This window comes from Chelativorans sp. Marseille-P2723, from assembly GCF_902809845.1.
Taxonomy (GTDB): domain Bacteria; phylum Pseudomonadota; class Alphaproteobacteria; order Rhizobiales; family Rhizobiaceae; genus Chelativorans.
This window is the reverse complement of record NZ_CADDWI010000008.1, coordinates 1,113,332-1,127,015: the sequence shown is the minus strand read 5'-3', so window position 1 is coordinate 1,127,015 and position 13,684 is coordinate 1,113,332. Positions and strand designations below refer to the sequence as shown.

The following is a 13,684-nucleotide window of genomic DNA, read 5'->3' as shown; positions in this document are numbered from 1 at the left end:
ACTTTGTCTGCGTGCTTCCAGGCGGAACCGCTATCCGCTTTTCCAAGAATTGCGCAAGCGCACTCTCCGCATGTGCCGCCAAAGCACGCTCCGATCTCTAAAGAAAGACATTCACTTTCCTGAGGGGCTGCGTGCACCATGCGCCTTGCCTGCCTTTCCAATTGCAGGCTGCAATTCGGGCATTTCTCCCATCCCACCCTCAAAGGGCTCCAATCCAGGTTGCTGCCATGACAATGAATGAACTGACAGCTACGAGGGCGGCAACATCCTGCAAGAACTCGGTCATAGGAACCTCCTCCAAAGATGGAATGATCTTCATATGATCCTGTTATGTTCTCGCTATGTTTTCGTCAAGCGTTGTTCATTCAGCGGCATCGAGACGGTTAACGAATATTGAAAGCTGCTACTTCAAAACGGCCCCATGGAAGCCGGAACATCCTCTGAGGGAATAGGGCGAGACAAAGCGCTTATCAGTTTTCTCGATTCGGCAATAAAAAACGAGCGTGTACCATCGGAAGGAATAATCGTTCGGCAATGTGCGGAACACCCTCACGAAGGAGCATGAAGATGGTACCCGGCTTACAGGTTAAGTCCAATTTTTCGAGGTTCTTCTCGCCGCTGCTTGCTCTCAACAGGACATCTACGGTAGCCAACCGTGCAACAGAAGTTCTACCCTACCCCTCCTACAACGGCAGCGTGGACGACGGACCCGCGGCGGCTTCTACGGAATCCTGCAGCGCTCTAGAGTCGTTTCGAAAAGCTTCAGGCGCATTTCTTGATCAGGAAGACGCGGCTGTCGCATTTCTCAGGGGACGCAAGGTTCCGCCCGCCGCCATTGCAAAGATAAGAACGATCTATGCCAAGCTCAGATCTTCCACCGGGTCATTGGAAGGCGCGGCAGCCCGGCAGATCCCGGCGGCAGTAACCGGCGGCAACATGGGAACCGTCTACGAAGAGGTCTCGGAAGCAGCAACCCGATCCTCCCATGCCGGCACGATCAAAACGCTTATCAAATATGGCGGGGAAGCCGGCGAGGTCATCGATTACGCGTCACTGCCGCCTCACGTCGCCGAGATCACCGGCGCGGAAATTCTCTGCGCGGCCTCCGAGGCGGGGGCAGATGCGCTGGAGGCGGCAGAACTGGTCGTCGAAATCCTGGCCGAGATCGCCGGTGTATTAGGCATGGTGGGCGGTGTCCTCGGCGCAATCGAGGTAAGCGCTGAGATCAAGGCGCTCCGCGAGGAGCGGCAGGAACACAAGGGCCATCTAAAGACCATAGAACAAGGCAAGAGCATGGTCAGTCCGGCGGTTGCAGCGGCGATTGAACAGAGCGAGAAGCAGCAGATCGACTACAACAGTAAGCGAATGGCGGCACAAGCGGTGCTGCTTGCCAGCAACGCTCTCGGAATCGCAGGCGGTGCACTGACAGCAATCGGCGTCCATGCAGCAGCAATTCCAATAGAGGTCGCAAGTTGGTCGGTGAAAGGGGGCGGCAAGGGGCTGGACCGCTTCTACAAGGCAAAGCAGAGCAATTCCAAAGGCGAGAGCGGCTCCGAACTGGCAAAGACGCTAAATGCCGCCGTCTCTACAGCGGGTAGCAGCAGGGACATGAATGCGATCCGACTGCTGGATGAGGTCTCCCGTTCGGCACAGGTGCGCGAGGCGACCGCAAAGCTCTACTCGGAGTTGGACAAGATCCTGTGGCGGTCCATCACTGCGGATCGAACGCCCGATGAGCAGGCCATGATGGAAAAGATCAACCGGCATCTCGACCGCCTGGGCGGGGACATGCTCGATTCCATCCTGGGCCGCGGTACAACGCTTGCCGCCACCAGTAAGGGCCTTCTCAAGCAGGTATTTTTCGCCGAGTTTGTTGGCTCCGGCTCCAAGCAGTCCGGCGACTTGCTGGCCGGCAAACCAGCCGATATCTACGCCCGCCTCTATGACAGGCTTATACAAATCCCTAAGGTGCGGGAATATGCGAAGTCGGAGGAGTTCAAGCAGGAAGTACGCCGTAAGGTGCGGAAGGACAGGCTGGAGATGATGAAATGGGAGCAGATGCCGACAGCAATCCGCGCCGATCCTGATCTCATCGAAAAACGACGCGCAGCGAAGGCCCTGATCGACCATGTGAAGGGCAGCTACCGGAACGCAAAGATCAATGCCTATGACAGGCTGTTGAAGGCGTTCGCCCACACTGGGCGGCCTGACGATTTTGGACCCATCGAAGCCCGCGCACCGTCCGATCGTTCAGCTTGAACTGCATCGACACGCGCCGGTGGCGCTTTCGAAGAAATGCGACGGTAGTGACATTAAAGCCACAGGCCTTGCACGTCAGACGTGTATAAATACATTACTATTCACTATTATTGGGGGGATTTTAATGACACGGCTTCTTCTATCTTCGACAGCGCTAATCATTATGGCGGGCGCGGCCTGGTCTGCTGACATCGTATACCAAGAGCCTCCTGCACCAATCGCTGCCGTGCCTAGCGCCTACAACTGGTCTGGTGTCTATATCGGCGGCAATATCGGTTACATGTGGTCTGATCTGCGCTCCACGAACAACTCCATCACAACGAGTGGTCCGCTCGTTGGCATTGGTGCAGGTACTTTTGATCCGGCAGAAACCTTTTTTGGTGATGACGGTTCTGCCGACCTCAACGGTGCGATCGGGGGCCTCCAGGCTGGTATCAACTTCCAACAAGGATCCTGGGTGTACGGGATCGAGGGTGACTACCAGTATGCTCATATTGACCAGTCAGATAGCTTCTTTGCAACCGACGACGGTCCATTCTATGAGACAAGTGCAGAGCTGAAGCACTTCGGAACCTTACGTGGTCGTATTGGCTACGCAGCCGATACCATTCTCTTCTACGGTACCGCAGGTGCCGCTTTTGGACGTGCTGAAGGAAACCTCTCCGTCACCGGCGGCGGTCCTGCGGGTCCTGCCGGCGAGACTTTTTCCGACAGTCAAAGTGAGTGGCTTATCGGCTATGCCGTCGGGGCAGGTGTCGAGGCGGCAGTTGCACGAACCAATTGGACCGTGAAGGCGGAGTATCTCTATACCGATTTTGGTTCTGAGGACTTCAACTTCTCGTTCGCGGGATCCGACGGGTCTACAGCGACCAATCGTTCCGATCTGAGATCTCATATGGTGCGCGTCGGCGTTAATTACCGCTTCTAAGCGATTTCGTCCGTCATCCAGTCGGCAGCTCTCTTGCGCAGGCGTTCGAATACTTGTATTCGCGCGCCTGCGCACGCACACGCTCTTCCTTGTTCCTAGTTCCTAGGTGCATTTAGTGACAGAGCTACAGCGTACGTAAGGAACGCAAAGCGCTGTCACTGAATATGTTCGCTTCAGATCCATGAGGCGGACATTGCGACGGTTAGTTACCGGCCTGCTCAGTGCTGCCTGCACGGTTTCCGTTCGTTCGATTTCGAGCGCGCAGGCAGCTCTACCGAACCGGCCATATTACCGTCGCTTTAGGTTACTGGCTTTGCCTGAGCCTTTTGAAACAACTTTGCTACAGCAGGTTGTTCTCTGTTCGATGCGGGCCGCAGGCCAAGTCGAACCCGCGCGAAGCGCGGCAAGACTACGGAATTTCTACCACCCGGCCCTGCGAAAGCGTCACCCGCCGGTCCATGCGCTTTGCCAGATCCTCATTGTGCGTGGCAATGATGCCGGCGAGTCCAGAGTGGCGCACCAAGGCCTCCAGTGCCTCGAAGACGTAGCCTGCCGTGGCGGGATCGAGATTGCCCGTGGGCTCATCCGCCAGGAGCACAAGCGGGGCATTGGCGACAGCGCGGGCGATCGCCACGCGCTGCTGCTCGCCACCGGATAGTTCTGCCGGACGGTGTTCGGCACGTGCTCCGAGCTTCATATAGGCAAGAAGCTGCTCCGCCCGCTCCTTCGCCTCGGCAGGATTAAGGCCGGCGATGAGCTGGGGCATCATCACGTTCTCAAGCGCAGTGAATTCGGGCAGGAGATGGTGAAACTGGTAGACAAAGCCGATCTCGTTCCGCCGGATGGCGGTGCGCTCGTCGTCGGAAAGTGTTGAACAGGACTGGCCGTTGATAATCACATCGCCGCCATCGGGCTGTTCGAGGAGGCCGGCAACATGCAGGAGGGTCGACTTGCCCGTCCCCGAGGGAGCCACCAGAGCGACGATCTCCCCCGGCATCAGCGCAAAATCTGCCTTGTCCAGGATCGTCAGCGTGTTCGGCCCCTGGATGTAGCTGCGCTCGATCGCTTTGAGTTCCAGTACGCTCTGCGCCATCTATTCGTATCTCAATGCTTCGACGGGATCGAGGCGCGAGGCGCGCCATGCGGGAAGCAGCGTGGCCAGGAATGAGAGAGTAAGGGCCATAAGAACGACCGATAGGGTCTCTCCGGTCTCCATCTCTGCCGGTAGCTGGCTGAGGAAATAGACTTCCGGATTGAAGATCGTGGTTCCGGAGAGCCAAGAAAAGAACTGCCGGATCGATTCCACATTGAGACACAGGAGCGTTCCGAGAGCAAAGCCAGCGAGCGTGCCCGCAAAACCGATGGTCGCTCCTGCCATCAGGAAGATGCGCATGATTGAACCGCTGGTCGCGCCCATTGTGCGCAGAATGGCGATGTCGTGCCCTTTGTCCTTCACCAGCATGATCATGCCGGAAATGATATTGAGCGCCGCGACGAGCACGATCATGGTCAGGATCATGAACATCACGTTTCTCTCCACCTGCAGGGCAGAGAAGAATGCCTGATTGCGCTGTCGCCAATCGGAGATCGCCACGGGCCGCTGAGCGGCTTCCTCGATAAGCGGGCGATATGCATCGACACCGTCCGGATCGTCGACGAAAACCTCGATAAGCTGGGCAAGGCCTTCGGTGTTTAGATAGAGTTGCGCCTCTTCAAGCGGCATATAGATGATGGATGCATCGTATTCAGACATGCCGATCTCGAAGATCGCCGTCACCGGATAGGACTTCACCCGCGGAGTGGTGCCAAATGGTGTCACATCCCCTTCAGGCGAGAACAGCGTGATTAGGTCGCCAAGGGTTATCCCAAGGGCCTGCGCGAGGCGGGAGCCGATGACCACCCCCTCTCCCGTCGCGAAGCCAACGAGAGAGCCGTGGCGCACATTCTCCGAGATGAGGGTCATCGCGGATAGATCGTCCGGGCGGACACCGCGGATCAGTGCGCCGGTACCGGCGCCGCTGCGGCCGGAGGCAAGCGCCTGACCCTGAACCAGAGGAGCGGCAAGGCGCACGCCCCGAACTCCCGAAATACGTTCGGCAACGGAATCGTAGTCGCTCAGGGGCATCTCGATCGGCTGCACCACAAGATGGCCGTTGACGCCGAGGATGCGCGTGAGAAGTTCCGTGCGAAACCCATTCATCACCGCCATGACGACGATGAGCGTGGCAACCCCCAGCATGATGCCGAAAAAGGAGATGGCGGCAATGACGGAGACGACCGCTTCTTTTCGCCGCGAACGCAGATAGCGCCAGGCGACCAAACGCTCGAAGTAGGAAAAGGGTTTTGTATCCCCCTTGGCCGCTGTAGTCTCGCTCATGAAACTGCGCCAAGCCGCCTAATGGCATCAGAGACCGGAATGTTCTGCCGCTCGCCAGTCGCGCGGTTTTTTAGTTCCACCTCTCCTGCAGCCACACCACGAGGCCCAACGATGACCTGCCAGGGAAGGCCGATGAGGTCCGCTGTCGCAAATTTTGCGCCAGGCCGGCCATCCGTATTATCATAGAGCACTTCGCGGCCAGCTTCCGTGAATGCTGCGTAGAGCTCCTCGGATATGCGGTCGCATTCGGAGTCGCCCACCTTCATGTTGATGAGCGCGATATCGAACGGCGCTACGCTCTGCGGCCAAATGATGCCGTTCTCGTCATGGCTGGCTTCAATGATCGCCGCCACAAGCCGCGTTGGCCCGATACCGTATGAACCCATGGAAACGAAATGTTCCTTTCCGTCCGGCCCTTGCACCGCCGCCTTCATCGGCTTGGAATATTTGGTGCCAAAGTGGAAGATATGCCCCACTTCGATTCCGCGGGCAGCAAGCCGCTTCTCCTCGGGGACCGTGGCCCAGGCCTCCTCGTCATGCATTTCATCGGTGGCGGCGTAAGGTGCTGTCCATTGCGCCACGATCTCATCGATCTGGGCATCGTTGGTGAAATCGACATTCTCAGGCGGCACGGGCAGGTCAAGGAAATCCCGGTGGCAGAACACCGCGCTTTCCCCTGTGGAGGCAAGAATGATGAATTCGTGGCTGAGATCACCGCCAATTGGCCCAGTTTCGGCCCGCATGGGGATCGCCTGCAATCCCATGCGCTGGAAAGTTCTGAGATAGGCCACGAACATCCTGTTGTAAGCTGCCTTGGCACCTTCATAATCCAGATCGAAGGAATAGGCGTCTTTCATCAGGAACTCCCGCGAACGCATGACGCCGAAGCGCGGCCGTATCTCGTCCCGGAACTTCCACTGGATGTGGTAAAGATTGAGCGGCAGATCCTTATAGGACCTGACATAGCCGCGGAAGATGTCCGTTACCATCTCCTCATTCGTCGGACCATACAACAATGGGCGGTCCTGCCGGTCGCGGATGCGCAGCATCTCCTTGCCGTAATCATTGTAGCGCCCGCTTTCCATCCACAGATCGGCCGGCTGGATCGTCGGCATGAGGATTTCCTGGGCGCCTGAGCGGTTCTGTTCCTCGCGGATAATCTGGCACACCTTATCCAGCACGCGCTTTCCAAGTGGAAGCCAGGAGAAGCTCCCAGACGCCTGTTGCCGGATCATGCCGGCGCGCAGCATCAGCCGGTGTGAGACAATTTCCGCCTCGCGCGGGTTCTCCTTTAGGATGGGCAAGAAAAAGTGCGACAGTCGCATGGGACACCGTATGAGAAGCGGCGGAATCATTTCCGCCCAAGAGCAGTTTGAGAGACTACTTAGCCATTCCGCGGCAGGTTGAAAACCCAAGGTATAACCACGCCGGGCTGCACCGCAGGGAACCTGCGGAACAGGTCCGCGCACCAAGAATTAACAAGGTGCACACGGAGAAAATTTTTCGTGACATCGCGGTAAAACTTAGTCTAATGTATCCCTCATTAATAAAGGGAGTGTGTCATGAATTCACTCTCGTTTACGCGGTCATAGTCTTGGGAGGAAGTGATCCGGGCGCGCTTTGTTCGCAGCCGCCGTTAGTAACGGATAAGGATCGGACGCGTCTAGCTGCAAGGCATTTGTGCCTTGCTTTTTTTTTTACCGGCTCCAACACTCAGCACTCGCCTGATTGTTTCACCTCGGACACAGAAGTGGCTCGGGAAAACGCTTTCGTCCATGAGCGCAGCTACGCCCCGTCAGACGAACTCGGGCACCAAACGTGGGATATCATCGAAGGAATATCCAAGCACACGTGTAAGAACGTAGAAGACCGCAAAGATGACGATTGAAAGAAGCGTCGTGCGGATGACCACCCGCAGCATATGAGGCCCCTGAGGTGCGCTCGGCGGGGTGCCCAACACTACGTCATGCTCATCATCCTGGGTTCGAAGGCCGAAGGGTAGCGACACAAATAGAACCAGCCACCAGATGATGAAAAAAACGGCTAGAAGCGACATGAAATTCATTCAGAGCTCTCCGTCGCGACAGACTGCACGCCGTCTTCCCGTTCGATATAGCCTTTAATATTGAGCTATTCAGGAACGATACACCAGCGGCGGTGAAGAAGGTGAACAAAGGCGCATTACTGATGCTATGGCCGGAAAATAGCTGGACGGGGCCTGGGTTTAAAGCGCCGATGGCGCGGCCTGGGGTCACACCTCTTCCAGTTCCACCAGGGTTCCGCAAAAATCCTTCGGATGGAGGAACAGGACCGGCTTTCCATGCGCCCCTATTTTCGGCTCGCCATCGCCGAGAACCCGTGCACCAGCCGCCACGAGATGATCGCGTGCAGCAAGGATATCAGACACTTCATAGCACAAGTGATGCATGCCGCCGGCCGGGTTCTTCTGGAGGAACGAGGCAATGGGCGATTTTTCTCCAAGTGGCTCAAGGAGTTCGACCTTACTGTTGCCAAGGTCGATGAACACCACCGTCACGCCGTGCTCGGGAAGGGCCTGCGGCGGCGAGACACGCGCTCCGAGCACATCCCGGTAAGTGGCCGCTGCCGCCGCCAGATCCGGCACGGCAATCGCTACATGGTTCAGTCTCCCAAGCACCAGGTTCTCCTACTGCGTTACGAATACGGTTACGATGGGCTTCTTGCCCCAGGCTTCGTTGGCCGCCGAGCGGGCAGCACGCCGCACGGCCTCGCCCACCAGATCAAGATCGCGGCGCCTCGGCCGCGGGATGCTGTGGACCGCGCCCACCGCCGCATCCAATATGATGTCTTCCATGGGGCCGCCTGCGGCATCCTCTTTCGGGATCCCGATCGCGACCAGATCTGGATCGCCTGCAAGGTCGAAGCGGTGGTCCAGCACGACGTTTATGGCCACATGCCCGGCGAAGGAAAGCCGCCGCCTTTCGCGCACCCCCACCTCTTCATCGGTGCCAATCAGTTTGCCGTCTTTGAAGATACGGCCAAACGGCACCTGATCGATGATTTCCGCAGGTCCAGGAGCGAGCCGCAGCATGTCGCCGTTTCTGACCTGGGCGACTTCAGGGATGCCGGACATGGAAGCAAGAGCGCCATGGGCGACGAGATGGGCCGCCTCTCCATGCACCGGCACGAGAATGCGCGGCTTCACCCATTCATACATTTGCTGCAGTTCGGTGCGGCGTGGATGGCCGGATACATGAACTAGCGCCTCATCCCCGTCCTCGATCACCTTGATCCCCTGGTCGATAAGCAGGTTCTTGGTCGTCAGGATCGCCTTTTCATTTCCCGGAATGACCCGCGAGGAATAGACGACGGTATCGCCGGATGAAAGCGCCACGTTGCGCATCTCGTCACGAGCCAGCTTGGCGAGCGCGGCACGCACCTCCCCCTGGCTGCCGGTGCAGAGGATCACTGCATTCTCGCGCGGGACATTGTTGAAATTGTCTTCGGAAAGAAATGGCGGCAAGCTATCAAGGTAGCCGAGTTCGGTGGCGACATCGATAACCCGCTGGAGCGAACGGCCCAGCACCAGCACTTGCCTGCCGGCATCGCGCGCGGCTTCCGCTATAGCGCGGATTCGTCCCACATTTGAGGAGAAGGTCGTGACGGCCACACGGCCACGGGCCTGTTCGATCACCTCTTTCAACCCCTCCGCAACCGCCTGCTCCGAAGGGGAAACGCCCTCACGCAGGGCATTGGTGGAATCGCAGACAAGCGCTAGAACACCGTGCTCCCCCAGGGCGCGAAAACGCGCCTCGTCAATCTTGGGACCCAGCGCAGGAGCAGGGTCGATCTTCCAGTCGCCCGTGTGGATGACGGTGCCCCGCGGCGTTGTGATAGCGAGAGAGACCGGTTCCGGTATCGAATGGCTGACCGCAATGGCCTCGATGCTGAACGGCCCGATCTGGAAGGTCTCGCCAGCCTTGAAAATTGTTACTGGTACGTCGGGAGCGTTCTGCTCTCCAGCCCGCTTTGCCTCCAGAAGCCCGGCGGTGAAAGGAGTCATCCAGACATTGGCCTTGAGCCGTGGCCAAAGGTCCAGAAGCGCACCATAGTGGTCCTCATGCGCGTGGGTAATCACAATACCTTCGAGATTGTCGGCCTGATCCTCAATAAAGCGGGTATCGGGAAGTATGAGGTCTACGCCGGGCAGCTCCGCATCGGGAAAAGTGACGCCGCAATCCACGATGATCCACTTGCGCCGTTCCTGCGGACCATAGCCGTAGAGCGCAAGGTTCATGCCGATCTCGCCCACCCCTCCGAGGGGACAGAAAACCAGTTCTGCTTCGCCCGATGACACTATATCTTCCCTTCTACTACTCGCGCACGGATGCCACGGTGCCGAAATGGACATCGCCTGCTGCAATCCTCACGCGCGAGCCGTCATCCTCCCGGATGACGAACCGGCAGAGATCGTCAATTGTTTCGAACGTTCCCCGCACCACGCGCCCCTCGTGAAGCACCGACACTTGCGAACCAAGGCCAGCAGCCTGCATGAGCCAGCGTTCACGTATGGCAGCAAGCCCGCGTCCACCGTTCCACAGCCGCATATTATCAATCCACGCGTCGGAAAGTGCGAGGAACACCTCCCCTGCATCGGCTTTGACGCCCATCTGGCCGAGCGACGTAACGGGATAGGCCATGCCTTCGGGATGCGTGGCGACATTAACGCCAATGCCGATGGCAAGCGCCATCCGACCATCGCGAAGCAAGGTGGATTCAAGCAGGATGCCCGCGAGCTTGGCCCCTCCGGCAAGAAGATCATTCGGCCATTTAAGCTCAAAGCGGCCACGTCCTGTGCCACTTCCCGCCGCCGTGGGCGCCAAGGCCGCGAGGGCGTCGCTCAACGCCAGCCCCGCCACGAACCCGAGTGTCGCGGCGGCGGTAGGTTCGAACGTATCCACCAGGAGCAGGGTGGCAGCAAGATTACCTGCGGGAGTCTCCCAAGGACGCCCGCGCCTGCCCCTGCCAAGAGTCTGCCGCGCGGTAACGATCCACAGTTTTCCCGGATCGCCCTCGCCGCCCCTTTCGAGCGCTAGTGCGTTGGTAGAACCAACGCTCTCATATTGCTCCAGCCGGTAACCGGCACCAAGGGCGGAAGGCGCGAGCGCGAACATCGCAATCAGAAGAAGGTGGTTGCCGCGGCCTGCGCCAACACCTCAACGGGCCCGCCGAAGAGGGCATAGAAAAGCACAAAGGCTCCGGAAGCCCACAGCACGAAGCGCAGTTCGCTCGCCATGGGCTGGAAGCCTCCCACAGCCGGATCGAACCACATGAGCTTGATGATGCGCAGGTAGTAGAAGGCAGCCACTACCGAGGCCAGAACGCCAATCACAGCCATGGCCTCAAGACCGGCATCCATCGCCGCGAGGAAAACGTACCATTTCGCCCAGAACCCGGCGAGCGGAGGAATGCCTGCCATGGAGAACATCAACAGCGTCATGATGGATGCCATGCCGGGATTGGTGGCGGCAAGTCCCGCAAGATCGTCGATCTGCTCCACATTGGTTTCGTTCCGGCGCATGGCCAGGATGAAGGCGAATGTGCCTATGGTCATTGCCAGATAGATGAGCATGTAAAGGATCACGCCACGCACGCCCGCCTCGGAATTGGCCGCAAGGCCCACCAGCGCGAAACCCATATGGCCGATCGATGAATAGGCCATCAGGCGCTTGATGTTGCGCTGTCCGATAGCGGCAAAGGAGCCGAGCAGCATGGAGGCGATTGAGATGAAGACGACGATCTGCTGCCAGTCGTTGGCAATGGGCGCGAAAGCCTCCATGGTCACACGTACGAGCAATGCCACGGCGGCCATCTTTGGCGCTGCTGCGAAGAAGGCGGTAACCGGGGTTGGCGCGCCTTCATAAACATCCGGCGTCCACATATGGAATGGAACGGCGGAGATCTTGAAGGCGATTCCTGCCAGGATGAAGACCAGGCCGAAGACAAGGCCAAGTTGACGTTCGCCACCGGTCAGCGCAGCGGCGATCGCATCAAATCCCGTATTGCCGGTAAAACCATAGACGAGGCTGACGCCATAGAGCAGCATTCCGGAGGACAGCGCGCCCAGCACAAAATACTTCAGGCCCGCCTCCGTTGCGCGCACGCTCTCGCGATTGATCGCTGCCACCACATAAAGGGCGAGCGATTGAAGCTCCAAGCCGAGATAGAGCGAGATCATGTCGTTGGCGGAGATCATCAGCATCATGCCCAACGTCGAAAGCATGATGAGAACGGGATACTCGAATTTGTCGAACCTCTCTTCCCTGGCAAACCCAACTGACATGATGAGCGTGACCACCGCGCCCACTAGTGTCAGGATCTTCATAAGACGGGAAAAAGGATCGCTAACGAACGCACCATCGAAGGCCAAGCCTTCGGTCGGGAAGGCCAGCTTCCAGGCGATCACTGCGGTAAACAGCGCTATCGCCAAGCCGGTGACGGTTGTGTTCGCGCGCTCGCCGGAGAAGACTCCGATCATCAAGAGCGCCAGGGCGCCTATGGCAAGCACGACCTCGGGAAGGGCCAGGATCAGACTCGATGTAAGGTTAAACGTCATACCGCTCTCTTCCCGTTCAATTCGACGCAGCGGTCTGCGCCAGTTCGAGGGATGCTGTCACCTGATTGATGAGCGCGCCCACCGAGGCCGTCGTCGCATCGATAAGGGGTGCCGGATAGACGCCGAAGAAGATCACCAGCGCTACCAAGGGGTAGAGGATCGTCTTTTCTCGCAGAGACAGATCTCGAAGACCCTTGAGGCTTTCCTTCGTCAGCGCGCCGAATATCACGCGTCGGTAGAGCCAGAGCGCATAGGCTGCTGACAGGATCACGCCCGTGGTCGCAAACAGCGCTACCCAGGTATTGACCCGGAAGGCGGCGAGCAGCGTCAGGAACTCACCGACAAAACCGCTCGTGCCCGGCAGACCGATGTTGGCCATAGTGAAGACCATGAAGGCAACAGCATATTTGGGCATGTTGTTGACCAGGCCACCGTAGGCGGCGATCTCGCGCGTGTGCATACGGTCATAGATCACGCCGACGCAAAGGAACAACGCAGCGGAGATGAGGCCGTGTGAGAGCATCTGGAAGATGGCGCCCTGTATGCCCTGCTCATTCATCGCAAAGATGCCCATGGTGACGAAACCCATGTGAGCCACCGACGAGTAGGCAATCAGCTTTTTCATGTCGTCCTGCATCAGCGCTACCAGGGAGGTGTAGATGATGGCAACGACGGAAAGGACGAAAATGAATGGCGCAAGGTCTGCCGAGGCAACCGGGAACATCGGCAGCGAAAAGCGCAGGAACCCGTAACCGCCCATCTTCAGGAGAATACCGGCCAGTATGACCGAACCGGCAGTTGGCGCCTCCACATGGGCATCGGGAAGCCAGGTGTGCACCGGCCACATGGGCATCTTCACCGCGAAGGAGGCGAAGAAGGCGGCCCACAGCCAGTATTGCATGCCGGTCGGGAAGTCATGGGTAAGAAGCACGGGAATGTCCGTCGTTCCCGCCTGCCAATACATCGCCATCATCGCCAGCAGCATGAGCACCGAGCCAGCAAGCGTGTAGAGGAAGAACTTGAAGCTGGCATAGACGCGCCGCTCACCGCCCCATACGCCGATGATAATGAACATCGGTATGAGACCCGCCTCGAAGAACACGTAGAAGAGCACGATGTCGAGGGCGCAGAAGACGCCGATCATCAGCGTTTCCAGCACCAGAAACGCAATCATGTACTCCTTGAGGCGCTTGTCGATAGCTTCCCAGCTCGCCAGTATGCAAAAGGGCATCAGGAAGGTCGTCAGAATGACGAACAGCATCGAGATGCCGTCCACGCCCATGTGATAGGAGATGCCTGAGTCGAGCCATTCCCGCTTCTCCACCATTTGGAAGCCTGGCACCGAATAATCGAAGCCGATCCAGATGAAGAGCGACAGGATGAAAGTGAAGACGGTGGTCAGAAGCGCAACATTGCGGATGTTGCGCCGCGCCCCCTGCCCATCATCCCGTATAAGCAGGATGAGAAAGGCGCCAACCAGCGGCAGGAAGGTGACCGTGGATAGTATGGGCCAATCGGTCATGGT

11 protein-coding genes are annotated in these 13,684 nt (G+C 58.3%); 2 read left to right on the top strand and 9 right to left on the bottom strand.

Annotated elements, in window-relative coordinates:
- Nucleotides 1–567: 567 nt before the first annotated feature.
- Together HUS57_RS07055 and HUS57_RS07050 are read left to right on the top strand one after the other, a co-directional pair.
- Complete coding sequence (locus HUS57_RS07055; protein ID WP_173932146.1) at nucleotides 568–2,259, top strand: hypothetical protein; 1,692 nt, start codon at nucleotides 568–570, stop codon at nucleotides 2,257–2,259.
- A gap of 124 nt (nucleotides 2,260–2,383) precedes the next feature.
- Complete coding sequence (locus tag HUS57_RS07050) at nucleotides 2,384–3,187, top strand: outer membrane protein (RefSeq protein ID WP_173932145.1); 804 nt, start codon at nucleotides 2,384–2,386, stop codon at nucleotides 3,185–3,187.
- A gap of 409 nt (nucleotides 3,188–3,596) precedes the next feature.
- Here the strand turns inward: HUS57_RS07050 and HUS57_RS07045 are convergent, their stop codons facing one another.
- The 9 genes from HUS57_RS07045 to HUS57_RS07005 form a co-directional block, all read right to left on the bottom strand.
- Nucleotides 3,597–4,280: an ABC transporter ATP-binding protein gene (locus HUS57_RS07045; RefSeq protein WP_173932144.1), complete on the bottom strand. Its 684-nt coding sequence runs from the start codon at nucleotides 4,278–4,280 to the stop codon at nucleotides 3,597–3,599.
- Nucleotides 4,281–5,564 carry a lipoprotein-releasing ABC transporter permease subunit gene (locus HUS57_RS07040; protein WP_173932143.1) on the bottom strand — a complete coding sequence of 428 codons (1,284 nt, stop codon included), beginning with the start codon at nucleotides 5,562–5,564 and terminating at the stop codon, nucleotides 4,281–4,283.
- Nucleotides 5,561–6,889 (bottom strand): proline--tRNA ligase, encoded by a 1,329-nt coding sequence (gene proS, locus HUS57_RS07035; protein ID WP_173932142.1) that lies wholly within the window; start codon nucleotides 6,887–6,889, stop codon nucleotides 5,561–5,563. Before proS ends, HUS57_RS07040 begins: the two co-directional genes overlap by 4 nt.
- A gap of 470 nt (nucleotides 6,890–7,359) precedes the next feature.
- Nucleotides 7,360–7,629, bottom strand: coding sequence for a DUF1467 family protein (locus tag HUS57_RS07030; protein ID WP_173932141.1), 270 nt, complete (start codon nucleotides 7,627–7,629; stop codon nucleotides 7,360–7,362).
- A gap of 186 nt (nucleotides 7,630–7,815) precedes the next feature.
- Nucleotides 7,816–8,220: a methylmalonyl-CoA epimerase gene (mce, locus tag HUS57_RS07025; RefSeq protein WP_173932140.1), complete on the bottom strand. Its 405-nt coding sequence runs from the start codon at nucleotides 8,218–8,220 to the stop codon at nucleotides 7,816–7,818.
- Nucleotides 8,221–8,229: 9 nt separating this feature from the next.
- The gene (locus tag HUS57_RS07020) at nucleotides 8,230–9,840 is read right to left on the bottom strand and encodes a ribonuclease J (protein ID WP_246727789.1); all 1,611 of its coding nucleotides are present in this window, start codon (nucleotides 9,838–9,840) and stop codon (nucleotides 8,230–8,232) included.
- 76 nt (nucleotides 9,841–9,916) lie between these two features.
- Nucleotides 9,917–10,717, bottom strand: a complete 801-nt coding sequence (locus HUS57_RS07015) for a biotin--[acetyl-CoA-carboxylase] ligase (protein ID WP_173932138.1) — start codon at nucleotides 10,715–10,717, stop codon at nucleotides 9,917–9,919.
- A gap of 5 nt (nucleotides 10,718–10,722) precedes the next feature.
- Nucleotides 10,723–12,159, bottom strand: a complete 1,437-nt coding sequence (gene nuoN, locus HUS57_RS07010) for an NADH-quinone oxidoreductase subunit NuoN (RefSeq protein ID WP_173932137.1) — start codon at nucleotides 12,157–12,159, stop codon at nucleotides 10,723–10,725.
- A gap of 16 nt (nucleotides 12,160–12,175) precedes the next feature.
- Nucleotides 12,176–13,681 (bottom strand): NADH-quinone oxidoreductase subunit M, encoded by a 1,506-nt coding sequence (locus tag HUS57_RS07005; protein ID WP_173932136.1) that lies wholly within the window; start codon nucleotides 13,679–13,681, stop codon nucleotides 12,176–12,178.
- Nucleotides 13,682–13,684 lie beyond the last annotated feature (3 nt).